The organism is Streptomyces adustus (genome assembly GCF_009377175.1).
Lineage (GTDB): Bacteria > Actinomycetota > Actinomycetes > Streptomycetales > Streptomycetaceae > Streptomyces > Streptomyces adustus.
The window spans coordinates 1-23236 of sequence record NZ_VJZD01000155.1 but is presented as its reverse complement, the minus strand read 5'-3'; the positions used below and the strand labels follow the sequence as shown (position 1 = coordinate 23236).

General features: G+C 72.5%; 16 protein-coding genes and 1 pseudogene. 6 read left to right on the top strand and 11 right to left on the bottom strand.

All coding sequences use genetic code 11. The features are described 5' to 3' along the window. The 4 genes and pseudogenes from FNH09_RS30290 to FNH09_RS30275 form a co-directional block, all read left to right on the top strand. Window positions 1–129 (top strand): annotated as a pseudogene (locus FNH09_RS30290) (rhamnose ABC transporter substrate-binding protein); the annotation flags it as partial. A gap of 432 nt (window positions 130–561) precedes the next feature. Continuing rightward, window positions 562–3561 (top strand): glycosyl hydrolase, encoded by a 3000-nt coding sequence (locus FNH09_RS30285; RefSeq protein ID WP_152893095.1) that lies wholly within the window; start codon window positions 562–564, stop codon window positions 3559–3561. Between the two features lie 194 nt (window positions 3562–3755). Continuing rightward, on the top strand, window positions 3756–4454 hold the full coding sequence (locus FNH09_RS30280) for an SDR family oxidoreductase (protein ID WP_152893094.1): 699 nt from the start codon (window positions 3756–3758) through the stop codon (window positions 4452–4454). A 151-nt stretch (window positions 4455–4605) separates the two neighbouring features. Then, entirely contained in the window at window positions 4606–5682 is a 1077-nt protein-coding gene (locus tag FNH09_RS30275) for a fatty acid desaturase family protein (RefSeq protein WP_420802790.1), read from the top strand. A 150-nt stretch (window positions 5683–5832) separates the two neighbouring features. On the opposite strand, the gene FNH09_RS30270 is transcribed toward FNH09_RS30275, so the two are convergent. Beyond that, on the bottom strand, window positions 5833–6693 hold the full coding sequence (locus FNH09_RS30270) for a class I SAM-dependent methyltransferase (RefSeq protein ID WP_152893093.1): 861 nt from the start codon (window positions 6691–6693) through the stop codon (window positions 5833–5835). A 94-nt stretch (window positions 6694–6787) separates the two neighbouring features. Here FNH09_RS30270 and FNH09_RS30265 point away from each other — a divergent pair, with 94 nt between their 5' ends. Next, entirely contained in the window at window positions 6788–7396 is a 609-nt protein-coding gene (locus FNH09_RS30265; protein WP_152893092.1) for a TetR/AcrR family transcriptional regulator, read from the top strand. Between the two features lie 45 nt (window positions 7397–7441). On the opposite strand, the gene FNH09_RS30260 is transcribed toward FNH09_RS30265, so the two are convergent. The 5 genes from FNH09_RS30260 to FNH09_RS30235 form a co-directional block, all read right to left on the bottom strand. Continuing rightward, window positions 7442–9130, bottom strand: a complete 1689-nt coding sequence (locus FNH09_RS30260) for a hypothetical protein (protein ID WP_152893091.1) — start codon at window positions 9128–9130, stop codon at window positions 7442–7444. 40 nt (window positions 9131–9170) lie between these two features. Next, entirely contained in the window at window positions 9171–10763 is a 1593-nt protein-coding gene (locus FNH09_RS30255) for a serine/threonine-protein kinase (RefSeq protein ID WP_152893090.1), read from the bottom strand. Next, a complete protein-coding gene (locus FNH09_RS30250; RefSeq protein WP_152893089.1) occupies window positions 10760–12520 on the bottom strand; it encodes an FHA domain-containing protein in 1761 nt (586 codons plus the stop codon). Before FNH09_RS30250 ends, FNH09_RS30255 begins: the two co-directional genes overlap by 4 nt. Window positions 12521–12528: 8 nt before the next feature. Beyond that, window positions 12529–13992, bottom strand: coding sequence for a hypothetical protein (locus FNH09_RS46820; protein ID WP_156110844.1), 1464 nt, complete (start codon window positions 13990–13992; stop codon window positions 12529–12531). Between the two features lie 265 nt (window positions 13993–14257). Continuing rightward, window positions 14258–17044 carry a helix-turn-helix transcriptional regulator gene (locus tag FNH09_RS30235; protein WP_152893088.1) on the bottom strand — a complete coding sequence of 929 codons (2787 nt, stop codon included), beginning with the start codon at window positions 17042–17044 and terminating at the stop codon, window positions 14258–14260. Window positions 17045–17407: 363 nt separating this feature from the next. Between FNH09_RS30235 and FNH09_RS30230 the strand changes: the two genes are divergently transcribed. Continuing rightward, window positions 17408–18385: an AraC-like ligand-binding domain-containing protein gene (locus FNH09_RS30230; RefSeq protein ID WP_152893087.1), complete on the top strand. Its 978-nt coding sequence runs from the start codon at window positions 17408–17410 to the stop codon at window positions 18383–18385. A gap of 509 nt (window positions 18386–18894) precedes the next feature. Here the strand turns inward: FNH09_RS30230 and FNH09_RS30225 are convergent. From FNH09_RS30225 to FNH09_RS30205, 5 genes are all read right to left on the bottom strand, one after another. Beyond that, complete coding sequence (locus FNH09_RS30225; protein WP_152893086.1) at window positions 18895–19725, bottom strand: SDR family NAD(P)-dependent oxidoreductase; 831 nt, start codon at window positions 19723–19725, stop codon at window positions 18895–18897. Beyond that, window positions 19722–20531 carry an alpha/beta hydrolase gene (locus FNH09_RS30220; protein WP_152893085.1) on the bottom strand — a complete coding sequence of 270 codons (810 nt, stop codon included), beginning with the start codon at window positions 20529–20531 and terminating at the stop codon, window positions 19722–19724. The genes FNH09_RS30225 and FNH09_RS30220 overlap by 4 nt, the downstream gene beginning before the upstream one ends. A 307-nt stretch (window positions 20532–20838) precedes the next feature. Next, window positions 20839–21303, bottom strand: a complete 465-nt coding sequence (locus tag FNH09_RS30215) for a hypothetical protein (protein ID WP_202919779.1) — start codon at window positions 21301–21303, stop codon at window positions 20839–20841. Between the two features lie 3 nt (window positions 21304–21306). Next, complete coding sequence (locus FNH09_RS30210) at window positions 21307–22194, bottom strand: ABC transporter permease (RefSeq protein ID WP_152893084.1); 888 nt, start codon at window positions 22192–22194, stop codon at window positions 21307–21309. Continuing rightward, complete coding sequence (locus tag FNH09_RS30205) at window positions 22191–23153, bottom strand: ABC transporter ATP-binding protein (RefSeq protein WP_152893083.1); 963 nt, start codon at window positions 23151–23153, stop codon at window positions 22191–22193. The genes FNH09_RS30210 and FNH09_RS30205 overlap by 4 nt, the downstream gene beginning before the upstream one ends. Window positions 23154–23236 lie beyond the last annotated feature (83 nt).

The following is a 23236-nucleotide window of genomic DNA, read 5'->3' as shown; positions in this document are numbered from 1 at the left end:
ACCGGCAAGGAGGGCGAGACCTTCACGGCCGGCTCGATGGGCTCGTACACCATCGGCAAGGACGGCGTGATCAGCCTCGGCAAGCCGACCGTGTTCGACGCCAAGAACATCGACCAGTTCAACTTCTAGTTCGCCATCTGACCCAAATCCCCGGTCGGTTCACCGTCGCCTGCGGGCCCACGAGGGATCTCGGCCGATCCTCCGGCCCAGGCGCCCCGCTGCTGCGGCCCCGGCCCGTCGGCGCGGCTGGTACGACTGCCGCACCAGCCGGTTTCGGTCTCCCGGCCCGATCCGGGCCGGGAGCGGCCCGCCCTGCCCGAGTCGCCCCGCACGGACCGCCGGCCGGACTCTTCTCCCCGCTCCGGCCGAGGGTTTCCCACACCGCCGATTCCGCAGCCCCTGTCCCGGCCGGCGCGGATCGGCCGCATCACGACTCGCGGGCGGGCGCGGGGGCATCGCCGGAGCCACACGGCCTTCACCGCGTCGCAGCGGCCCTCGACTCCCGCGGCCCTCGACTCCCGCTCCCCTCCGATCGTCAGCGCGTAAACAAAGGAGTTCCGCATGTCGTCCACTTCCTCCGACGCGTCCAGGAGAGCCGTTCTCGCGTCCGGTGCGGCGCTCGCCGCCGCGGCAGGCACCTCGTTCGCGTTCTCCGGGACCGCGTCGGCTCTGCCGCGCGAGTCCGCCGGGCAGGCGGCGTCCGGCTCGGTCACCGGCACGTTCCAGGCGAAGACGGTCCACCAGCGACCGATGTTCCGCTACTGGTGGCCGGGCGGTGGCGTCACGCCCGCCGAGGTCACCAAGGAGGTCGAGGCCATGGCCGCGGCCGGCTTCGGCGGCTTCGAGATCGGTGACGTCCGCAACAGCGAGATGATCCCCATGCCCGTTCAGCAGTACGGGTGGGGTACTCCGGCCTGGAAGGACGGGGTCACCGCGGCGCTGCGCACGGCGGCCCGGCACGGGATGCAGGCCGACCTCACCATCGGCCCCTACTGGCCGGCGGTCGTCCCGGGTGTCCTGCCCGACGACGACGAGGCGATGAAGGAGCTGACCTACGGCCAGACCGTCGTCGACGGCGGGACCGCCTACTCCGCGGCCCTGCCCGCCCCGCATGCCAAGCCGAGCGGCGTCGCCGCAGGCCTGCCCGAGGTCACGGTCACCGATGTCCTCCAGGCCGTGCACGCGGCCAGGATCTCCGGTTCCGGCACCGCGAGCCCTCTGGTCCTGGAGGAGTCCACCGTCGTCGACATCACCTCCAAGGTGACCAAGGGAACGCTGAACTGGACGGCCCCCTCGGGCGGCCAGTGGGCGATCGTCGCCAGCTACTCGCGCGGCACCGCCATGATCGAGAAGCAGGTTTATTACCAGGGCTACCACTACCCCTTCACCGATCCGCAGGCCTACGTTGTCGACCACTTCGGCGCCAAGGGCGGGCGGGCCGTCACCAACTGGTGGGACAAGAAGCTGCTCACCGCCGAGATGCGCGGTCTGCTGCGCCGGATCGGCGGCAACTTCTTCGAGGACTCCCTGGAGTTCAACGTCGAGGTCCACTGGACCCCGGACATGCTCAAGGAGTTCGCCAGGCGGCGCGGTTACTCGCTGAAGCCGTACCTGTTCCTGGTGCACGGAGACGCCAAGGCCGCGTACACCTTCGCGAGCGGCCGGACCCCCGAGCGGGTCCGCTGGGACTACCACCAGACCCTCAGCGACCTGTTCGTCGAGAACCACGTCACCCTGCTCGACGACTGGGCCCGGACGCTCGGCATGAGCTTCCGCAACCAGGCGTACGGTGCCCCGCTCGACACCGCCTACTCCTCGGCCAACACCGGTGTGCCGGAGGGCGAGTCACTCGCCTTCGGCAGCAAGCCGGACTCCTTCCGCCTGGTCGCCGCCGGCCGTGATCTGGGCCGTACCGGCAAGGTGCTCTCCAGCGAGATGGGCGCGAACGTCAACGGCGCCTACCGCCTGACCCTGGCCGACCTGATCACCACCGCCAACTCCGGTTACGCGCTGGGGGTCAACCAGGTGCGCATCCACGGCTTTCCGTACGCCTCCTCGCCGGCCGGTCAGTGGCCCGGCTTCTACCCGTGGGCGCCGATGGGCGTCCCGATCAACTTCGCCGAGGCGTGGGGGCCGCGCCAGCCGCAGTGGCAGGTCGTCGACGGTGCCTCGGGGTACATGGCGCGGGTGCACACGGTGCTCCAGGCCGGCACCCACAGGGTCGATCTCGCCGTCTACCGTGAGGAGTTCGACTCCGCCGACACCGTCTTCGACGACGGCTCCCTCTCCGGCGCCGGCTTCTCGTACCAACTCCTGAGCTGGGGGCTGCTCGGACTGCCGGCCGCCAAGGTGAAGCGGGGACGACTGGCCGCGGACGGTCCCGCCTACAAGGCGCTGATCGTGCCCGAACTGTCCACGATCCTCCTCGACAGCGCCAAGCGGATTCTCGCCCTGGCCAAGGCGGGCCTTCCCGTCGTCCTGCTGGGTGAGCTGCCCACCGCGACCACCGGCCTGTCCGACGCCGCCGCCCACGACAAGGCCCTCGTCACCGTCCTCAAGGAGCTGAAGGCCGACCCGCACGTCCGCGTCGCCGCCGCGGTCGCCGACGTACCGGCCGCGCTGCGCAAGCTCGGGGTCACGGCGTCCGGCGTGCCGTCGGGCATCAGTGGACTGCTGCACACCCGTCGTGAGGACGGCGGGACCACGTACTACTTCCTGCTGAACAACTCGTCCGCCGCGGTGTCCGGTTCGGTCACCCTGGAGGCCGAAGGCACCCCGTACCGGATCGACCCGTGGACCGGCGACGTCACCCCGCTGGGCGTCTACGACGACCGCGCCAAGGGGCATGTCACCGTCGGGCTCGCGGCCGAGGCCGGCGAGGCCGTGGTCATCGCGGTCGGCAAGAGCCGCGCCTTCGGCTGCCACCACAAGGGCCTGCACGCCGTCACCGCGTCCACCGAGGTCCGGCACACCCCCTCCGGCCTGGTCGCCAGAGCCTCCACCGCGGGCAGCCACACCGCCACGCTGAGCAACGGGCGCAAGGCCACGGCCGAGATCGGCAGCGTACCGGCCGCCCTGACGCTGAACGGCTGGAAGCTGAAGGTCGAGGACTGGACCCCGGCCCATCCGGGAGCCACCGGGACGGCCGCGAACGCCACCACCAGGACCATCCACGACCTGACCCTCGACAAGCCGACCACCTGGCAGAACCTGGACGGGTTGTCCGACGTCTCCGGCATCGGCACCTACACCACCACCTTCACCATCCCCTCCTCCTGGAAGTCGACGGCCGGCGCCACCCTCGACCTCGGCTCCCTCGGAGCCGGAAGCGCCAAGGTCGCACTGGACGGCAAGGAGCTCGCCCCCGTCAACCAGCTCAACCCCGTCATCGACCTGGGCGCCCTGAAGCCCGGCTCCCACACCTTGGTCGTCACCGTCGCCACCACGTTGATGAACCGGCTCAAGCAGTTCCGCCCCGACGTCTACACCGCCGCCAAGCAGGACTACGGGCTGCTCGGCACGGTCACCGTGACCCCGTACGCCGAGGCCGCGCTTCGCTGACCGTCTCCGCACGTCGGCCGGGCGTCCGCGTGTGCGGATGCCCGGCCGGTCGATCGTGGCGCTGCCCCGCTTCACGTCGCCGAAGCGGAGCGGGAGCCCCGCGCCCGCCTCGGCCGACGGGTGGATGAGCCGCTGTCCAGGGCTTAGCGTCGAAGGAGAGGAGTCCCTCGGATCCGCCCACAGGGAGGACGATCATGGACATCAAGGGGTCGGTGGCCCTGGTGACAGGCGCCAACCGTGGAATCGGGCGGGCCTTCGCGCAGGCACTGCTCGAACACGGCGCCGCCAAGGTGTACGCCGGTGTCCGGGATCCGGAGGCCGTCGGGGGCTCGGAGCTCGTCCCGCTGCGGCTGGACGTCACCGACGAGGAACAGGTGGCCGCGGCCGCGGCGACCGCCGGGGACGTCGGCATCGTCATCAACAACGCCGGGGTCGCCGGTGGCCCGTCCCTGCTGGAGGGGTCGTTCGACGGGGCCAGGCGCGAGATGGAGGTCAACTACTTCGGCACCTGGGCCGTCTCGCGCGCGTTCGCTCCCGTGCTGGCCGCCAACGGAGGCGGAGCGCTGGTCACCATGCTGTCCGTGGCATCGTGGGTGGCCAACCGAAGGCTGCCGAGCTACGCGGCATCCAAGTCCGCCCAGTGGTCACTGACGAACGCCTTCAGGCTGGCGCTGCGGGAGCAGGGCACGCTGGTGGTCGGCGTGCATGCCGGTTACGTCGACACCGATCTGGCGGCCTTTATCGACTCGCCGAAGATCAGCGCTGCCGACGTGGCCGAGAAGACCATGGCCGCACTGCTCAACGACGAGGACGAAGTGCTGGTCGACGAAACCACCCGCCAGGTCCGTGCCGCGCTCTCGGGTGATCTGGCGACTCTGTACGCCGATCGGTGACGAGCCGATACGCCACTGCCCGCCGGAGAAAGCCGAGGTCAGGGGTGCGGGCATGGTGACGGCCCCCCGAGGCGGTGGGGGGACAGCCCCCTTGGAAGCCTGCAACTGACCGGCTTCTGCCGAGAGGTCGTCCCTGCCCAGACTCGACTGCATGACAACTCTTCCCGACCCCACGGTCGCAGTCGCGATGTCCACGGTCCGCCCACGCGGATCCGCCGCGGACACCGGCAGCGACTTCGCCCGACTGACGCAGCGCATCACCGAGGCGGGTCTGCTGCAACGGCGCCCCGGCTACTACACGGTGCGGCTGGGCCTGGTGACCGGGCTGCTGGCGGCGGGCTGGACGACCTTCGTGGTGCTGGGCGACACCTGGTGGCAGTTGGCGGTCGCGGCCGTCATGGCCGTGCTGTTCGGACAGGTCGCGCTCGTGGCCCACGACCTGGCACACCGGCAGGTGTTCCGACGGCGCCGGCCGAGCGAGATCTGGGGCCGGCTCTTCGGCAACCTCGGCATCGGCATGAGCTACGGCTGGTGGATGAACAAGCACACCCGCCACCATGCCAACCCCAACCACGAGGAACTCGACCCCGATGTCGCCCCGGACATCCTGGTGTGGTCCACCGAGCAGGCCCGCAACAGCAGCGGCCTGGCCCGCCTCATCGGTGGGCACCAGGCGCTGCTGTTCTTCCCGCTGCTGACGCTGGAGGGCTTCAACCTGCATGTGTCGAGCGTGCGGGCGCTGCGCTCGCCGTACATGAAGAACCGTCTGCTGGAGGGGAGCCTGCTCCTCCTGCACCTGGCGGCCTACCTGTCCGCGCTGTTCCTGGTGCTCCCACCCGGCAAGGCGGTGGCGTTCCTCGCCCTGCACCAGTGCCTCTTCGGTGTCTACCTCGGCTGCACCTTCGCCCCGAACCACAAGGGCATGCCGACCTTCACCGGCGACGAGCGACCCGACTTCCTGCGCCGCCAGGTGCTCACCTCCCGCAACGTCCACGGCGGCCGGCTCACCGATCTGATGCTCGGCGGGCTCAACTACCAGATCGAGCATCATCTGTTCCCCGCCATGCCCACTCCCCATCTGCGCCGCGCCCAGGTCGTGGTGCGCGCGTACTGCGCGGAGATCGGGGTTCCGTACCACGAGACCGGGCTGCTCCAGTCCTACCGTGAGGCACTCGCGCATATGCACCGGGTGGGCGAGCCGATCAGGCGGCAGCGCAGGGCGACCTGACGGCCGTACGCGCCCGTGCCACAGGGCGGCGAACGGTGGCGGTCTGGTCCGTCACCACGGGGGGAGCGACGGACCAGACGCGCCGCCCAGGGTGACAGGGAACGCTTGAGAACAGCTCGAATTGCCGCAGGGGGAGGGCGGGCTTCGTGGTCACCGGCGGACGGCCGTGACCAGCCATGCTCCGGTCCGCATACGGACTCCGGTCGCCTGTTCGTACGGAGCGAGGGCGGCGCGGAGCGCGGCCCGCACGCGTTCGGCCCCGTCACCGTCACCCGTTGCGTCGAGCTGTTCCACCAGATGCCGCCCGGGCCCGGACCCCAGGAGGTGCTCGGCGGCGTCGTCGGCGTCGCGGCCGAAGAGTCCGAGCGCGGCGACGGCTTCGGTGCGTACGTCGTCGAAGCCGGCCTGTCCGAGAACCTCGTGTACGGCGGCCGGGTCGGCGAGCGAGAACATGCCCGGGCCGGTGAAGACAGCGGATGCCTGCGGTGCGGAGGACAGGGCCGCGTTCACGGCGCCGTACACCTGGGCCCACTCGGAGCGGGCCGGGTCCGCCATGCACACGAAGGCGAGCCGTCCGCCGGGGCGCAGGGCGCGGGCGATGTTGCCGAACGCGGCGGCCGGATCCGCGAAGAACATCACTCCGAAGCGGCTCAGGGCCGCGTCGAACGCGGCCTCGGGCAGAGGGTGGACCTGGGCGTCGCCCTGCTCGAAGCCGATGTTGCCCAGGCCCTCTCGCGCGGCCAGAAGGCGCGCCCGGTCGAGCATGGGTCCGGACAGGTCCAGGCCGAGGACCGATCCCGGGGCGGCGGTCCGGGCGGCCAGGCGCGTCGTCTGGCCGGCCCCGCAGCCGACGTCGAGCACGCGGTCCCCGGGGCCGATCCCGGCCGCGGTGAGGAGGGGCTCGTTGAACCCTTCGTTGACGGCGTTCCAGCGGTCGTGGTGGTCGCTCCAGTGCCGGCCCTCGTCGCCGTTCCAGGCTTGGGACTGTGCGGTGTTGACGAGCTCGTACATGGGATCGCTCCTGCCGGAGAGCTAGTATGGGCACCTGCCCATACCAAGGTATGAGCGTTCGCCCATACTGGCAAGTGTCGTCCGGGAGGACCCGATGTCACCACGCGGAGTAGCGATCCCCGACGTCCGGGAGCGGCTCTTCGCCGCGGCGGAGCGGGTACTGGCCCGGGAAGGCACCGCCGGCCTGACCAACCGGTCCGTCACGGAGGAGGCGGACTGCGCGAAGGGACTGCTCTACAACCACTTCGCGGACCTGGACGACTTCGTGACCCAACTTGTCCTGGACCGGTTCGCGCGGATCGCCGCGGAGGTGGGACCGCTGCCCGACCGGGCGGGCAGCGGCAGCGTGCACGACAACCTCACCGCCGCGGCACTCGCCATGCTCGGCACGAGCGGCCCCGCGATCGCCGCGGCCGCCCTCTCCCGCAACCAGGTCGCCCAGCGCGTGGCCCGCTCCTGGGCGGACGGCACCCCGGGACCGGGCGCGGTCGAGGACGCGATGACCCGCTACCTGGAGGCCGAACAACGCCTCGGCCGGGTGGCCCCGGACGCGGACTGCCCCATGCTGGCCCTCGCCCTGACCGGCACGGTCCACCACCTGCTGATGCACCCGGGCCCGCAACCACAGGCCCCCGAACCGCTGCTCCGGCGGCTGGTCACGGCCCTGGTGACCACACCACCCGGGCCCACGGCGGCACCCTGAGCGGATCGTCACCCCGACTGTCGCGCCGCCGGTGGCCGGGGTCCGTCAGGAGCAGGCGTAGCTGAAGGACGCCTCCGCCTCAATCGGCTTGGACCGGTCCGCGATGCGCAGCTGTGCGGATCCCCGGAAGCTGCCGGGGCCGCGGACCGTCCAGCGCAGGTGCACGGTGACCCTGCGGTCGCCCTGGTGGGCCATGTGGACCAGCTCGCCGGAGTCCTGGCCGTCGCTGCGCAGCCAGTGGTACGTCACCGGGCCGCCGCGGCCGTCCGTGGTCACGACGCCGACCAGGTCGGCGGTCTGTCCGCAGTGCAACGTCCCGGCGGGTGCCCGGACCTCGACGGCGGTGACCGTCGGGGCCGGGGCCGGGCGCAGCAGCAGCCAGAGCAGGACGGCCGCGGCGGTCAGGAAGGCCGTCGTGACGATCCAGGCCCGCCGCCCTCGACGGCGCCGGCCGCTGCCCGGCGGTACGGGCGCGGTGCGCCACTGGGCGCGCAGGACGTCCTGGGCCTCCAGGGGGACGCCGGGGCCGAAGCGCAGCAGGATCTCGCCGTCGTCCTCGCCGGTCGCGGTCGGCGTCGTTGCCTCGGCGGGTGCCGTCGTCGGGGATCCGGCGGGGGTGCGGTGGCGCTTGCCGAGGACGGTGGCCTGATCGTCCGAGGCGGCGGAGCGGGGCTGATGCGGGGCGGAGCGGGTGCGGCCGGGCATGGTCTGCTGCTCGTCGGGCACGACGGGCCCGGACGTGTCCGCTTCCGGGACCACGTCCTCGGGGTCCGCGCCTTGGGTTTCCCGGCCCGCGGCGTCCCCGGCCGTGGCCTCCCCGCCCGCGGCATGGCTGCCCTCGGGGTCCCTGTCCGTGGCCTCCCCGCCCTCGGGCTCGGCGGCTTCGGGACCGGCGGGTTCGGTGCCGGCCGCTGCGCAACCAGAGGTTTCGACTCCCTCTCCCCGGGGGCGCCCAGGTTGGGCCGTAGCCCCGGTCCCGTCCCCCGTCGGAACCGTGGTGAACTGCGGGGCCGCCGCGGCCACCGCCGCGCGGAGTTCGGTACGCCGCAGGAAACCCGCCGGGAGCGCCGCGCGCCCGGTGACCAGCGCCTCTCGGGCCGCCGCGAGCCCCTCGGACCCGGCGGCGGCGGAGCAGCGCGCGAACAGAGCGGCCGCGGGGGTGCCGGGGGCGACCCAGGCCTCGCCGAGGGTGCGGCACAGGCCTGCCCAGGCCGCGATGTCCGCCTCGCGGCGCGTGGAGTCCGGCGCGTCGCCCAGCACCGTGCCCAGGGCGGCTTCGGCGAGCAGCGCGACCCCGTCCGGGGCGAGGACGACGGTGTCCGCGTCCAGCGCCCCGTGGGCGAGACCGGCCGCGTGCAGGGCCAGCAGGCTCTGCGCGGTCTCGTTCAGGACACTGGCCGCACTGCCCGCGTCCGGGCCCGAACCCGGACGGGCAGGCAGATCCGCGAGGGTGGGAGTCGGCGGCCGGGCGGTGACCAGCCACACCTCCCCGGCCTCCACGACGAGGTCGACCGTGCCGAGCACTCCGGGCAGCCGGAGCCTGGCGACGGCGAGCACGGCCGCCGCGAGCCGCTCGCGCGTGCCCTCCGGCGCGAGCAGGGCACGGTCGATGCGCAACGCGCCGAGCATCGGCTCGCCGGACCCGGCCGGGAGCAGCGCGTGCCAGGTGCCGTGGCGGGCGTCGCGCGACCAGCCCGACAGGGGGCGCCCGGCGACGGTGGTGGCTGTCGTCATGCCGATCCGTTCTCGTTCTGGTGCTCGCTCGGTACGGCGCTCAGCACGGCGGTGCGTCCAGGGTGGCCGTCTGCGGTCCGTTCGCGGCCGCCGGAGTGCTGGTGAGCGTGACCGTCCAGGTGCCCCGGCACGGGTGGTTGGCGAAGTCGGCCACGAAGGTCACGGGGTAGTGCGTGCCGCCGGACAGCTGCTGCGTCCGGTGGCCGTAGGGATCGGCGGGCGTGTTCACGTAGTAGTCGGCCGTGACGGTCACCGGCCCGGTGCCGGTCGTGTCGACGGTGACGTCGGCGACCAGCGTGCCGGGGGTCTGCCCCCGCTGCCAGGAGCCGATGGTGATGGTGATCGTGCCCGGCGTGGGAACGAGCGTGGGCGTGGGCGTGGGCGTGGGCGTGGCCGGGCCCACGGTCGTCGGTGCGGGGGACTCCGTCGGCGCGGCGGTGCTCACCGTGGGGCTGGGGGAGACCGTCGGGCTGTCCGAGGGGGTTCCGGTCGGAGTGGTGTCGGCCGTGGGGGAGTCGCCGGTCGCGGACGCGGAAGGCGATGAGGGCAATGGAGTCGGCGAGTCGAAATCCGAGGGCACCGAACTGGCCGCTGTCGTCGACGTGTCGTGCGGACGGGCCGCCACGGACGTCACCCCGCCCGCGACGGCCGCCAGCGCGGCGGCCCCGGCGGCGGCCTTCCACCCGCTGCGCCTCAGCCGGCCGAGCAGTGTCAGGGCACGGGCCGGGGCTTCGAGGGTCGCGGTCGCGGTGAAGGGCAACAACAGGGCGAGCAGTGCAGTGAGTTCGGCGAGCCTGCGCCGTCCGCGCTCCTCCCAGCCGGCGCCGTACCCCTCGGTGGCGGATCGCTCCAGGTCGGCGAGGAACGCCTCGATGCCCGGCCGATCCGCCGGGTCCTTCGCCAGCCCTCGGCGCAGCAGCTCGCGTACGGGGGTGGGTACATCGTCCACCGGGACGGGGGCCCGCAGGTGCTGGAGGCGTAGCGCGGTCACGTCGTCGCCGGTGAACGGGCGGCGCCCGGTCAGGCATTCGTGGAACACGGCCGCCGCGGCGTACACATCGCCTGCCGGTCCCGCCGGTTCGCCCTGCCACTGCTCGGGCGCCATGTAGGCGGGGGTGCCGGCGGCCTCGGTCTCGCGTCCGGTGCGCACGGCGATGCCGAAGTCGGCGAGCGCGCTGGTGCCGTCGGCGCGGACCAGCACGTTCTCGGGCTTGTAGTCGCGGTGCACCACCCCGGCCGCGTGGGCCGCGCCGAGGCCCAGCAGCGAGCCCTTGAGCAGGACCAGGGCGGCCTCGGGGCCGGTCGCCCCGTGCCGGCGCAGCAGTTGGCGGAGGCTGACGCCGTCCACCGCCTCCATCACGATGGCGGCACCGCCGCGCGCCTCGACGTACTCGTACAGCCGCACCACGCACGGGTGCCGCAACTCGCCGAGCAGCCGGGCCTCGGCGCGGAAGCGGGCCAGGAACTCCCGGTCGGTACGCAGGTGTTCGCCGAGGTATTTGATCGCCACGGGTATCCCGGTCGCGGTGTGCCGGGCCAGTACGACCCGCCCGCCGCCGCCCTCGCCGAGCGTACGTACCTCTTCGTAGCCGGGGACGGCCCAGTGGCCGGGGCTGCCGGTGTCCACGTTCATGCCGTCCCCTCCACGGCCGCGCCCATCGCCGGAGCCGGTGCCGTACCCCGGGCATCGCGTCGGCGCCGCACCCGGCGGGCCAGCCAGCGCACCGGCGCCGACCACACCGGGAACGCCACCAGGGCGACCACGACGACCTCGATCACCGTGGTCCACGCCGGGGACAGCCACCCGTCCAGCAGGTCACCGATCCGGGAGCGCCAGGCCAGCAGCGCGAGGACGAGGAAGCCGTACGTCCCGACGACGACCGAGAGTCCGTACGCGGCCATGCCCGCCTGTCGCGGCCCGGGCCGGACGCCCGCGCGCAGGTCCTGCCAGAGCCCCTTGCGGAAGTACGCGCTCGCCTCCTCGCGCAGCCGCGGCACCCGCAGCGCGTCGGTCAGTGCCTGGTAACCGTCCAGCGGCATCAGAGGGTTGAAGTTGTAGAGCGTGTTCAGATAGAGCCCGAAGGCCAGTTGGAAGAGGACGGCCGAGGCCGCGCCGGCGGGCAGGAAGGCCGCGCCGGCCGCGCACCAGCCGGCCAGCGCCGCCGTCGACAGCGGCCCGGACAGTGCGACGACGACGCGTGACCAGCGGGTGCCGAACCACATGTCGCTGGTGTCCACGAACGCGAACGGCATGCCCATCATGAGCAGGAAGCCGCCGCGCCTGACCTTGCGGCCGTACGACTTCACGGCCAGCGCGTGCGTCAACTCGTGGACGACGAGGGCGGATATGTAGCCGGCGGCGAGCAGCACCGGGCCCCGGACGCCCGCGCCGCCGAAGTCCAGCAGGTGCTGGCGTCCCTGTGCGGCGAAGAACGCGGCGAGCCCGCCGATCACCGACAGCCAGACCAGCGTCACTCCGGTCCGGGTGAAGAACCGCCAGCCGAAGGCCTGGTAGAGGCGGCCGACGGCGCGGTCCAGGCCGGGGACCGAGATCTCCAGCTTCAGCAGCGCCCGGTACACGGCGTGTCCCACGCGCCGCCAGCCCGTCCGCTCCACCTGCTCGGGGCGGCCGGGCAGACCACGCAGCAGTCCGGCGTCCGCGAACGCGGCGAGCGCCGCCTCGATGCGCGGCAGGGCGAGTTTGCCGAAGCGGTCGGCGTACGCGAACAGCAGGTCCCGTACGGTGTTCTCGCCGTCGACGGCCTGCCAGAGGAAGACCTCGCGCTCGTCCAGCTCCAGATACCTGCCGGTGCGGGTGCTGTTGAGCACCCAGCGGGCCTCGCCGCGGTCGGCGGGCAGCTGCTTGAGCGCCCAGCCGGAGCGGCGGCGGGGACGCGCGGTGAGCGGGCCGTTCGCCTCCGGTGCCGCCTCTTCCTGTGCGGCGGTGGGGAGTTGGGTGAGCTGGGTGCCGACGACCTGGGTGCGCTGACCGATGTGCGCCTCGCGCGGCTGCTCGAACACCAGGCGTACGTCGCCGACGGACAGCTCGGTGCCGTCGGCGAGTTGGGCGGCGCCGCCGTGCAGGTCGACGCCCGCGACGGCGGTGCCGTTGAACGAGTCCAGGTCCTCGATCCGGAAGCCCGACTCGGTACGGACGATTCGGGCGTGACTGCGCGAGACGCTGGCGTCGGCCAGGACGACGTCGCTGTCCGAGCCCCGGCCCAGTGTGGTGACCGGGCCGGTGAGCGGGACGAGCAGGGCGGGGTCGTCGAGTCCGCGCAGCTGCGGCGCGGTGTACGACGTCGGTGCCGCGCCGCGGCGCAGTGTGCCGCAGTGCAGGCAGTACGGGAAGTCGCGCCGCACATGGACGCGGCAGGCGTGGCAGAGCATGGGTCGGCTCAGCCCGCGCCGGATCCGCTGACGAACGTTCCGTCGGTGAAGCCGCCGTCGGTGTCGGGCGCGGTGGGGGAGAGGTGGGTGGAGATATTGCCGAGGCCGGGGGTGCTCACACCGCCGCGCATGCGCTCGGTGCCGTCGGCCAGGCCCGCGCGGCCACCACGACCGCCCTCGCCGTCGCCACCACCGGGTTCTCCACCGCCGCCGCCGGGACGCCGACCGGTGTTCTCCTGGCTGCCGCCGCCGTTGCCGTCGCCGCCTCCGGGTTCTCCACCGCCGCCGCCGGGACGCCGACCGGTGTTCTCCTGGCCGCCGCCGCCACTGCCGCCTTCGCCGCCGCCACCGCCGGAGCCGCCGTCGTGACCGTGACCGCCGCCCTCTTCGCCGCCCCCGCCGTCGCCGCCGGAACCTCCGCCGTCGCCGCCACCGGAACCGCCGTGGCCGCCGCCCTCGCCGCCGCCGGGCCGACGTCCGGTGTTCTCCTGGTCGCCGCCGCCACCGCCGCTGTCGCCGCCGCCATCACCGCCGCCGCTGTCGCCACCGCCGTCGCCGCCGTCGCGGTCGTAGATACCGCCGTGCCCGAAGTGACCGACGTCGCCGCCACCCTCGCCACCGGACCCGCCGTCGGTACCGCCGCCGCCGAACCCGCCGCCGTGGCCGCCGAGGTCGCCGAACCCGCCGAACCCGCCACCGGTTCCGGCGCCACCGTCACCGAACCCGCCGCCGAACCCGCCGTCGGTACCGCCGCCGCCGAACCCGCCGCCGTGGCCGCCGAGGTCACCGAAACCGCCACCGGTTCCGGCACCGCCGTCACCGAAGCCACCGCCGAACCCGCCGTCGGTACCGCCGCCACCGAACCCACCGCCGGTACCGCCGTCGAAGCCACCGTCACCGAACCCGCCGAAGTCACCCATGCCGCCGTCGGCACCCCCACCGGCATGCCCCCCGAGCCCGCCGAGGTCCGACCCGGCCTCGTGTCCGAAGCTCCCGAACCCCTCGGCGTCGCCGAATTCACCGAACTCACCGAACCCACCGGATCCGCCGCTCACATCGACCGGCGAATTCTGGGCCAGCGCACCGCCGAGCAGGCTCTGGGCGCCGGTGGCGGAGGCGTCGAAGCCGTCCGTGCCCGCGTGGCCGTCGGCGGGAAGCGGCAGGTCGGTCGTGTGCTCGACGGAGGCCTGATCAGCCGACACATGGTCGACCGGGACATGGGGAACGTCATGGTGTGCCAGCGCGTGTGCCGCGCTCCCGAAGAACAGGGACGACTTGGACAGCCGCGGGTCGAGTGCGGCCGGTCCCTCGACGGTGCCGGACTCGACGCGCAGGGCGCGGAGCTCGCCGACCTGCGCGGGGGTGAGACCGAGTCTTCGGGCCACCTCCTCGGTGTCACCGTCGAGTTCGGCCCTGAAGGCCGGGTCGACGGCAAGACGGGTCATGGCATCGCGAAAGGCGTTGTCGGTCATGTCCTCGGGTCTCCGTGGGTCTGCGTACGCTGTGGTCCGGTCCCGGCGGAGCTGAGGATCCCCCTGGCCGGCGGCAACTGCCTTTTCCGGCCATCCCCACCGTTGCTGCACGGACGGTTATAAGGGGCATGGCATGACCAGCGCAAGGCCGGGAGCAGGGCACTCCGGTGAATATGCCGCTGGAAGGGTCGGCCACCTCGGCCGCGCACCGCTCGGATACGGCCATCGGTGAGGCCGTCCGGCTGGGCCCCGAGGTCGCCTGCGGTCAGTCGCCCGGATCGGTTTCACCCAGCCTGCGCTCGATGTGCCTGCGCGAGGTGATGCCGAGCTTGCGGAACACCCTGCTCATATGGAACTCGACGGTCGAGGTGGTGACGAACAGCTGGCCGGCGATCTCCGCGTTCGTCAGTCCCGACGCGGCAAGCAACGCCACATGACGTTCCTGCGGGGTGAGGCCGAACCGGGTGTCGGCGGTTCGCTTGCGTGCCGTCTCCCCGGTGGCCAGCAGTTCCGCCTTGGCCCGCTCGGCGAACGGCACGGCTCCCCAGGACTCGAAGGACTCGAACGCCGACCGGAGTTGGACCCTGGCGTCGGCACGACGCTTGCGCCGACGCAACCACTCGCCGAACAGCAGGCGCGACCACGCCAGGTCCACCGCCACCGGCACCTTCTCCAGCTGCGCGATCGACTCCTGGTACAGCCGCTCGGCGTCGTCACCGGCTGCCATCAGGGCTCGGCAGCGGGCGAGCAGCCCCAGCGCCCACGGGGTCGCGGCCAGCGGGGCGCGCTCCTCCATGCGTTCCATGGCCAGGGCGGCGGCCGCGGGAGCACCGGCCCGCAGTCCGGCCTCGACCATCCCGGCGAGATTGATGTCGCCCAGGGTCACGGGGTGGTCGGCGAACACGGCGAGCTGGACGTCGAGTGCTTCCCGGTAGCGTCCGCGCCCGATCTCGAAGATGCTCAGGGCCTGGCCGGCCCACCGGTACGTCACTCCGGTCCCGTGACTGTCGGACATCGCGCGCATCGTGGCGACCGCGGCCCGCAGTTCGGCCTCCCGGCCGGTCCAGGCGTACAGCAGGGCCTTGTGGAAGTCTCCCGACCTGAAGTACCCGGTCGCGTTCATGTAGTCGTCCGACTCGACGAAGCAGCTTTCGGCGGCGGCGAACCGGCCGTTCCAGATCTCCACCTTGGCGAGGGCGAGCAAGGCCAGGCTGAGCCCGTAGAGCGCCCCGCGCGCCCGGCCCGCCGCCACCAGCTTCTCCAGGATCTCCCGCTTGGCCTCGATGTCCCACACCTCGTCGCCCGCGATACTGACCATGACGCTGAACGCGTCCTGTTCGTGCAGCTCGTCGGCGGTACGCAAGCGTGCCAGGGCCGCGGCCAGGGCCGGGGCCCCCGCCGCGTAGCCGTGGGCGATCGAGCGCGCCAGCGCCGCCATCAGCGGATCGGGGCTCCCGGCCGGCAGGGCCGCATCCTGCCAGGCGTCGGCAGCGGCCTTCGCGACTTCGTGGGGCGTCGTCCCGGTGATCATCCGACCGCCGATGATCGCGGCCTGCGTCGCCTCGCGCAGCAGGTCCCAGCGGGCCGTCGGATCGGTGGTGGTGAGGTCGGCCACCGCGTCCAGCAGCATCGCGGGCACCTCGCGGGGGCGGGCGCGGAGCATCTCGACGGAGGCCCGCAGCCGAGTCGCCTGCACCCGGGCCGCCGGCCCGCTCAGGTGCGGTGTGGCGAGTTCGAGCAGCGCCTGGACCGCCGCCAGATTGCCGGAGGTGAGGTGTGCCGCCGCGGCGTCGAGATACCGCTCGGCCCGCTTGCCGGGATGCGCGGTCAGCTCCGCCGCCCGGGTGAGGACCAGGGCCTGTTCGGAGTATCCGCCGCGGGCCTGGGCCAGTTCCGAGGCGGCTTCGAGCTCCGCGGCCACGCCGTCGTCCGGGCCGTCGGCCGCCTCGGCCAGATGCCAGGCCCGGCGCTCGGGGGCGCTCGTGGCGGCGAGTGCCGTCTGCACCCTGCGCAGCTCTTCGGCGGACGCGGCCGAGTGGACCGCGGAACGGATCAGCGGATGCCGGAACTCGGCGGTGGTGCCGCGGTTGAGTATCCCCGCGGCGACGGCGGGCGCGGCGGACCGGATCGACAGCCCCAGAGCACCGGCGGCGCGCCACAGCGCCGCCTGGTCGTCCGTCGGCGTCATGGCCATGAGCAGCAGCAGGGTCTGGGTGTCGGCGGGCAGCAGCGCCGCCGCCCGCCGGAAGTGTTCCTCCAGCTGCCGGTTGACCGGCAGCGGCTCGGGCAGCGGGGTGACCCCGGCCAGCTGCTCCGAGCCCAGGTTCACCGCCAGCTCCAGGAGCGCGAGCGGGTTGCCTCCGGTGCCGGCGACGAGTCGCTCGGCGACCGTCCGGTTCAGGTGCCCGGTCACCCCGGCGCTCAGCAGGGCCCTGGCCTCGTGGCCGGCGAGCCCCTCCAGCCGGAGTGCGGGCAGGTCGCCGAAGACATCGGGGTCGCCGGTGCCCTCCCTGCCGGCGAACAGCAGCCCGAGGCAGTCCGCGTACAGGCGCCGGCCCACGAACGCCAGGGTCTCCGCCGACTCGCGGTCCAGCCACTGCACATCGTCGACCAGGCAGAGCATGGGCGCCGCCGTGGCCGCGTCCGAGAGCAGCGTCAGCGCGGCCAGCCCGACCAGATGGCGGTCGGACGGGGGAGCGTCGGTGAGCCCGAGCGCCGCGTTCAGGGCGTCGCACTGGCGTTGCGGCAGGGTCGGCAGCCGGCCCAGGTAGGGGCGCAGGAGCCGGTGCAGGGCTCCGTAGCTCAGCCGGGTCTCAGCCTCCACACCGACCAGCCTGACGACCGTCAGGTCCCGGGCGGACTCGGCCGCGTACCGCAGGAGCCGGGATTTGCCGACGCCCGCGTCGCCGTTGAGCACCAGGACGGCGCTGAAGCCGTCACGGACCGATGCGAGCAGCCTTCCGATCGCCTCGCGCTCCGCGAGCCGGCCGACCATCGGCGGCCCTGGCACGGCGGGAACGTCGGACCACACCATGAGCAGCCCCTTCGTCATGTCGTGACCGGCTCGGGCGCGGGCGCGCCCGAGGGACGGGCGGGCGTCACGTCCGGTCGCGGCGGCACGTCCTGCCGGTCGCGCGCGGTGCGTGGCGGGCCGTCCCGCCCTGTGGGACCGCTCCCATGATGCCTTGCGATACGGCGTACGACGACATGGCGATCCCCCGGAACAGCGCCCGTCCGTCGGGCTGTTGTGACACCTGGCACCCTAGGAAGTCGGGCGGCGGCCGTCTTTCCCCAACGCGCACCGACGTTGTTCTGATCGTGCACTCTCCCTGGACCTCGGGCCGGAACGCTCGCGTCCGCACGTCATGCGCGCCGATACTCGGGGGAGCGCGTCGGGAGACCTGGGGACAGTGGCATGAGCGTGGTGTTCTCGGTGCGGTCGACGCCCGACAGCGAGAGTCTGGAGCACTGGCAGGAAGAGGTGTTCCGTACCTTCGTCCCCCTGCGGATCACCCTCCCCAAGGACGAACCCTTCAGCGGGACGATCAGCACCGACTGGCTCGGTCCGCTCCAGACGACCACCGTCGACTGCGATCGCGGCCGCGTTGACCGCACGCCGCGGCTGATCGCCCGCGACAGCTCCGACCACATGTACGTCGGTCTGCAACGCGGCGGCCACGCCCACGTGGACCAGGACGCCCGCAGCGCCGAACTACGCCCGGGCGACCTGGCGTTGTACGACACCACCCGCCCCTACACCCTCCACTTCCCGCACCGGTTCCGGATGCAGGTGCTGCTGGTGCCCCGCTCACTGCTGCCGCAGTCCGAGGGCGACCTCCGGCGTTTCACGGCGACGGCGCTGCACAAGGACGACGGGCTGGGTCAGGTCGTCGTGCCCTTTCTCCAGGGTGTGATCGACCACGCCCCCGACATCACCGCCGAGGCAGGGGAACGGCTGGCGGCCAATGCCGTGGACCTCGTCGGAACGCTCCTCGCCGGACGGCTCGGCCGCGATGCCGAGGACACCCCGGGCGGCAGCCTCGCACTCCTGCTGCGTATCAAGGCCTTCATCGACCGCCATCTCGCGGACCCCGATCTCTCCCTCGCCGCCATCGCGCGCGAACACCGCATATCGGTCCGCTACCTGCACAGGCTCTTCGAGAGCGAATCCACCACCGCGGCCCGCTGGATCCAGCGGCGCCGCCTGGAGGAGTGCCGCAGCGAACTCTCCCGCCGCTCGACGGCCGCCCCCACCGTCTCCGCGGTGGCCCGCCGCTGGGGCTTCACCAACGCCGCCCATTTCAGCCGGGCGTTCCGGGCGGCGTACGGGGTCCCGCCGAGCCGGTGGAGGACCGGCGCGCAGGAGGAGGCGTCCGGGCCCGCGCCCGGATGACGGGCACGCCTTCGCGTGTCCCGCCGCCGACGTGACCCCGTCGGTTGAGGATCGAGGCCGCCACCGCGGCGGCGTGGTCACGCTGGACCGGACCGCGGTCTTCCGTGCCAGGGGACTCGTGACGGAAGGAGGCGCTGCGGTCGCGGTCGATGGCCGGGTTGCGGGCCACGGCGAGCAGTCAGCCGTGTACCGAGCCGTCGTCGGCATAGAGCCGGTCGGCATGGTGCCAGGCACGTATGAGGGGTCGTCGAGGACGAACCGGACCTGCGGCTCGTCCTCGTGGACGTGGTGCGGGGGCGCGTCGCCGGCCGGGCCGGCGGGGCACGGCGGGATCTGTGCTCACGGCGTCGTGACCGCCGGTCGGCGCATGATCGGCCAGCGCGTGACCGGCCAGCGCGTGACCGGTCAGAGCGTGACCGGTCAGAGCGTGACCGGTCGACGCGTGACCGGTCGACGCGTGACTGGTTGGAGCGTGATCGGTCAGAGCGTGACCGCTCCGGCGTCGCCGGTCAGAGCGACTCGACGAGACCGCCGTCGATGACGAAGTCGGCCCCGGTGATGTTCGCCGCCGAAGGACCGGCGAGGTAGAGCACCAGATCGGCCACCTCGGACGGCCGGCTGAAGCGGCCGGTCACCGACTGGCCGGCCGCGCCGCGCGCCACCTCCCCGGGGTCGACGCCCCGGGACCGGCCGACCGTGTCGGCGACACCGCCGGTCCCCTGCCACAGCGCCGTCTCCACCGGGCCGGGACTGATGGTGTTCACCCGCACCCCGCGCGGACCCACCTCCTTGGACAGGGCCTTGCAGAAGTTGGTCAGTGCCGCCTTCGCCGCGCCGTAGTCGATGACCAGCGGGTCCGGCAGCCGGCCGTTGACGGAGGAGACGGTGACGATACGTCCCGCCCCGGTGGCGAGCAGATGCGGCAGGGCGGCCCGGGTGGTCCGGACGGCGGACATGAGATTGACCGTGAACGTCCAGTCCCAGTCCTCGTCCGTCACGCTCAGGAAGCCGTCCACCCGCGGCCGGACCGCGCCCACGTTGTTCACCAGGACATCGACACCGCCGTGGACCGCGACGGCCTCGGCGACCAGCGCCGCCGGACCGCCGGGCGTCGCGAGGTCGACCTCCACGACGGTGAGTTCGGCACCCTGCTTCACCTGCTCGTCGAGGGCGTCGGTGCGTGACCTCGACGCCGCGACGACACGGGAGCCGGCCGCGAGGAACGCCTCCACGACGGCCAGCCCGATGCCGCGCCCGGCGCCGGTGACCACCACCGTACGTCCCGTCAGGCCCGCGTCGGCAGCGGACGGTCCGGCGGCCGGGGACGGCCGGGAGCTCATCGCCCGGGCTCCGGATTCTGCTGCCGCAGCCAGGTGAGAACGGTGTCCGCGACCTCGCGCCAGCCTCCGTCGATCGTCAGGGAGTGCCCCCGGTCGGGGAAGTTGATGATGTCGGTGACTGCCTCGGAGTGCCGGTACTGCTTGAGGGTGGCCCGGGTGACGGTCTCGGGCACCGTGTGGTCCTTGCCGCCGGAGACGAGCAGCAGCGGACCCCGTCCGCTGTTTTCCGTGTCGACCTTCGCCGGCGAGTGCGGGTTGAAGTTGGCGGAGGCAGCCTCGTACAGCGGCTTGCCCGGCGCCGGGATGGTCCAGCGCTCGTATAGCGCCGCAGACTCCTCCTCCTCGATGGCGTTGCCGAACGCGAACCGGAACTGCTCCGCGGTCAGGGAGACCGACCGGTGCTTGTTGGCCGGGTTCTTGAAGACCGGGAACGTCGCCCGCAGCGCGGACAGCGGCAGCGGCAGTACGCCCTTGATCTGCGCGGCGTCGATGGCGACCGCCGCGGCGGCGCGGTCCTGGCCGAGCAGCTTCTGCGCGATCATCCCGCCGAAGGAGTGGCCGATCAGGATGGGCCGCTCGGGCAGGTCCGCGATCAGGGTCGCGTAGTGCTCGACCACGTCGTCGATGCCGTGGCCGGCGATGCTCTCGGGGTTCTGGCGCGCCTCCTCGACGGTGTCGGGGTCGCCGGGCCAGCCGGGCGCGGACGGGCTGTAGCCCTGCTCGGCGAACAGGTCGATCCACGGCTGCCAGGAGGTGCCGTGCAGCCAGAGTCCGTGGATGAAGACCACGGGAGGTGTGACGGTCATGACGGTGCCCTCTCGCTTGGACGTACCGAGCCGGTGGTGCACACGAAACCGGGAACCCCGCCGCTCTCGCACCGGGGTCACACCCCAGTGTTCGGGGCCGGACCCCGGACGGCCCCAGGGGGCTCGGCACCGGGTCCGCTCGGCCGCCGCCCGAGAACGCGGACGCAGGCCCCGACCGCCGAGCGGTGGGGGCCTGCGTATCCGACCGCGTATCCGACCGCGTATCCGACCGCGTATCCGACTGCGTGTCCGACCGCCGACAGCTCCCGGCCGGTACGGCGGCTTCGGCTGGTCCGGGTCCCGGTGGCTAAGGCTGGTCCGGGTTCAGGGTGCCGTCGAACTCGAACACCGGGTTGGGCACGTCCTGCTGGGTCTTCTTGTCGGTGATGGTCGCCAGACCGATGATCTTGGACGGGCCGCCGGCGACGTAGGTGGAGTCGGCCCTGATCTGCACTTCGAACTTGCCGATCTGCAACTGATGGTTGTCGTCGTTGAAGGAGACCATGCAGATCCAGTCGGTGCCGGGGCCGACGTCGGCGACCTTGGGGCCGCCGCGGTCGCAGGCCGCCGAGGCGTCGATTCCGGAGACGGTGATACCGGGGATCCCGAGTATGGCCGCCTGCTGGACGTACAGGTTCGCGAACGTGGGGGCCAGTGCCTGCTCGACGCGGGTTCTGGTGATGTCGGGTGTGCCGGCTGCGGTGGACGCGGCCACGGCGGCGACCGCCGCCGCGAGAACCAGGCCGCGTACGAGAAGTCGGGTGCGGATCACGGTTCAGCCTCCGGTGATGTCGCTGCGGCGCAGCGAGAAGTAGGCGAATGCCAGGCATACGGCGGTCCAGCCGACGCTGACCGCCAGGCCGAAGGTGAGCGGGCCGTAGAAGGGGTGCTCGGCGAGCAGTCCGTGCCAGGAGTCCAGGGGGGTGGTCAGCAGGAACTTGCGGGTCAGATCGATGCCGCCGAGGGTGCCGACCAGCTGCATGACCAGGGAGAGGGCGACGGGAACGGCGACTCCCGCGGCCGGGTTGCGGGTCTTGACCGACAGCAGCAGGCTCAGCGCGGTGAACCCGATCTGCGGCGCCAGCGCGGTCCCCCAGCTGGCGAGGACCAGTCCCAGTGCGCTGCCGGAGGGGATGAGCTGACCGCCCAGGCCGACGAGGGGCTGCGTGCCGATGATCAGCAGGCTGGACCCGATGGTGCTCGCCGCCAGGACGACCAGCGACAGGACCGTGAACAGGGTCGCGGTGAGCGCCTTGCCCCAGAAGATCTGGCTGCGGGTGACCGACCGGGTCAGGATGGTCTTCCAGGTGCCGTGGTGGTCCTCGCTGGCGAAGATGTCTCCGGCGACCAGCGCCGCGAGCATCGGGAAGATCCATTGCGAGCCGAAGGCCAGGATGAACAGCGGTGCCGCGTATCCGCTGGTGTGGATCTGGCGGCCGTAGATCGTGTCGCTGGGGGTCTGCTGCTGCCCGTTGAACACCAGCACGATGACGATCGGTGCGAGGAGGCAGACGAGAAGCGCGTAGCGGCTGCGGGCCTGTGCGACGAGCTTGGCGACCTCCCAGCGCAGGACGGTCCCGATGCCGGGGCGCCGGGTGGCGCGCCGCGGCGCGGCGGCCGTCGGCTCGGGAGCGAGGGGGATACCGGTGGTGCTCGTGGTCATCGGTGTGCTCCGCTGGTCACTGGGGCGGCGGGCCGAGGGGTCCGCGCGTCCGGCGCGGGCTCGGTGAGCATGAAGAACAGCGCTTCCAAGGGGGTCTCGTCGAGGCTCAGCGCGCGCAGGGCCATGCCGGCCTTGACGATGTCGACGATCAGGGCGTCGATGTCCTCCTGCGGCCCCCGTACGGCGAGGCCGTCGTCGGTGCGGGTTGCCTCGAGACCGCAGGCCCGGACGAGCGCCTCGGCGGCGGTGTCGTCGGTGGTGGAGATGCGGTGGGCCTGGGCGGGTGCCTGTTCGCGCAGCGCGGCGATCGAGCCGTGGTAGGCGACCGTTCCGCTGCGCATGATGGTGACGTCGTCGCAGATCTGCTCGACCTCGCCCATGTCGTGGCTGCTCAGCAGTACGGTCAGACCGCTGGTGGCGAGGCGCTTGACCAGGGCCCGCATGTCGCGGATACCGGCCGGGTCGAGTCCGTTGGCGGGCTCGTCCAGCACGAGGAGCTTCGGGTCGCGGACGAGGGACGCGGCGACGCCGAGACGCTGGCGCATGCCGAAGGAGTAACCGCCCACCTTGTCCCGCATGCGGTCGGTGAGGTCGACGATGTCGAGGACCTCGTCGATCCGGCCGGGTGCCACACCGCCGTCGAGTCCGGCGAGGAGTTCCAGGTTCCGTCGGCCGCTGAGACCGGGATAGAACTTCGGGCTCTCGATGAACCCGGCCACGCCGTCGAGCACGGCGATACCGTGCTTGTCCCACGAGCGCCCGAAGACCTCCAGGGTGCCGCTGTCGGGGCGGATCAGTCCGAGCAGCATCCGGAGAAACGTCGTCTTCCCCGCGCCGTTCGGGCCGAGAAGACCATAGACCTCGCCTTCGGCGACCTTGATGGAGATCTGGTCCACCGCGGTCAACGAGCCGAAAGTCTTGGTTAGTTCGGCGGCATTGACCGCCAGCGCTTCGCTCATGCAGTCGGACCTTAGAGACGGCGCATGAAGCAACCATGAAGCCGATCGACGCCTTGCCCGCCCCAGCTCACCCCCTGTCTCTT

Excerpts from the sequence above, each read along its gene's own strand:
- FNH09_RS30220 (WP_152893085.1), bottom strand. The coding sequence starts at position 20,531 with ATGACCGTCACACCTCCCGTGGTCTTCATCCACGGACTCTGGCTGCAC.
- FNH09_RS30250 (WP_152893089.1), bottom strand. The coding sequence starts at position 12,520 with ATGCTCTGCCACGCCTGCCGCGTCCATGTGCGGCGCGACTTCCCGTAC.
- FNH09_RS30270 (WP_152893093.1), bottom strand. The coding sequence starts at position 6,693 with ATGTACGAGCTCGTCAACACCGCACAGTCCCAAGCCTGGAACGGCGAC.
- FNH09_RS30280 (WP_152893094.1), top strand. The coding sequence starts at position 3,756 with ATGGACATCAAGGGGTCGGTGGCCCTGGTGACAGGCGCCAACCGTGGA.
- FNH09_RS30275 (WP_420802790.1), top strand. The coding sequence starts at position 4,606 with ATGACAACTCTTCCCGACCCCACGGTCGCAGTCGCGATGTCCACGGTC.
- FNH09_RS30255 (WP_152893090.1), bottom strand. The coding sequence starts at position 10,763 with ATGAACGTGGACACCGGCAGCCCCGGCCACTGGGCCGTCCCCGGCTAC.
- FNH09_RS30265 (WP_152893092.1), top strand. The coding sequence starts at position 6,788 with ATGTCACCACGCGGAGTAGCGATCCCCGACGTCCGGGAGCGGCTCTTC.
- FNH09_RS30235 (WP_152893088.1), bottom strand. The coding sequence starts at position 17,044 with ATGACGAAGGGGCTGCTCATGGTGTGGTCCGACGTTCCCGCCGTGCCA.
- FNH09_RS30285 (WP_152893095.1), top strand. The coding sequence starts at position 562 with ATGTCGTCCACTTCCTCCGACGCGTCCAGGAGAGCCGTTCTCGCGTCC.
- FNH09_RS30225 (WP_152893086.1), bottom strand. The coding sequence starts at position 19,725 with ATGAGCTCCCGGCCGTCCCCGGCCGCCGGACCGTCCGCTGCCGACGCG.
- FNH09_RS30230 (WP_152893087.1), top strand. The coding sequence starts at position 17,408 with ATGAGCGTGGTGTTCTCGGTGCGGTCGACGCCCGACAGCGAGAGTCTG.
- FNH09_RS46820 (WP_156110844.1), bottom strand. The coding sequence starts at position 13,992 with ATGACCGACAACGCCTTTCGCGATGCCATGACCCGTCTTGCCGTCGAC.
- FNH09_RS30205 (WP_152893083.1), bottom strand. The coding sequence starts at position 23,153 with ATGAGCGAAGCGCTGGCGGTCAATGCCGCCGAACTAACCAAGACTTTC.
- FNH09_RS30210 (WP_152893084.1), bottom strand. The coding sequence starts at position 22,194 with ATGACCACGAGCACCACCGGTATCCCCCTCGCTCCCGAGCCGACGGCC.
- FNH09_RS30260 (WP_152893091.1), bottom strand. The coding sequence starts at position 9,130 with ATGACGACAGCCACCACCGTCGCCGGGCGCCCCCTGTCGGGCTGGTCG.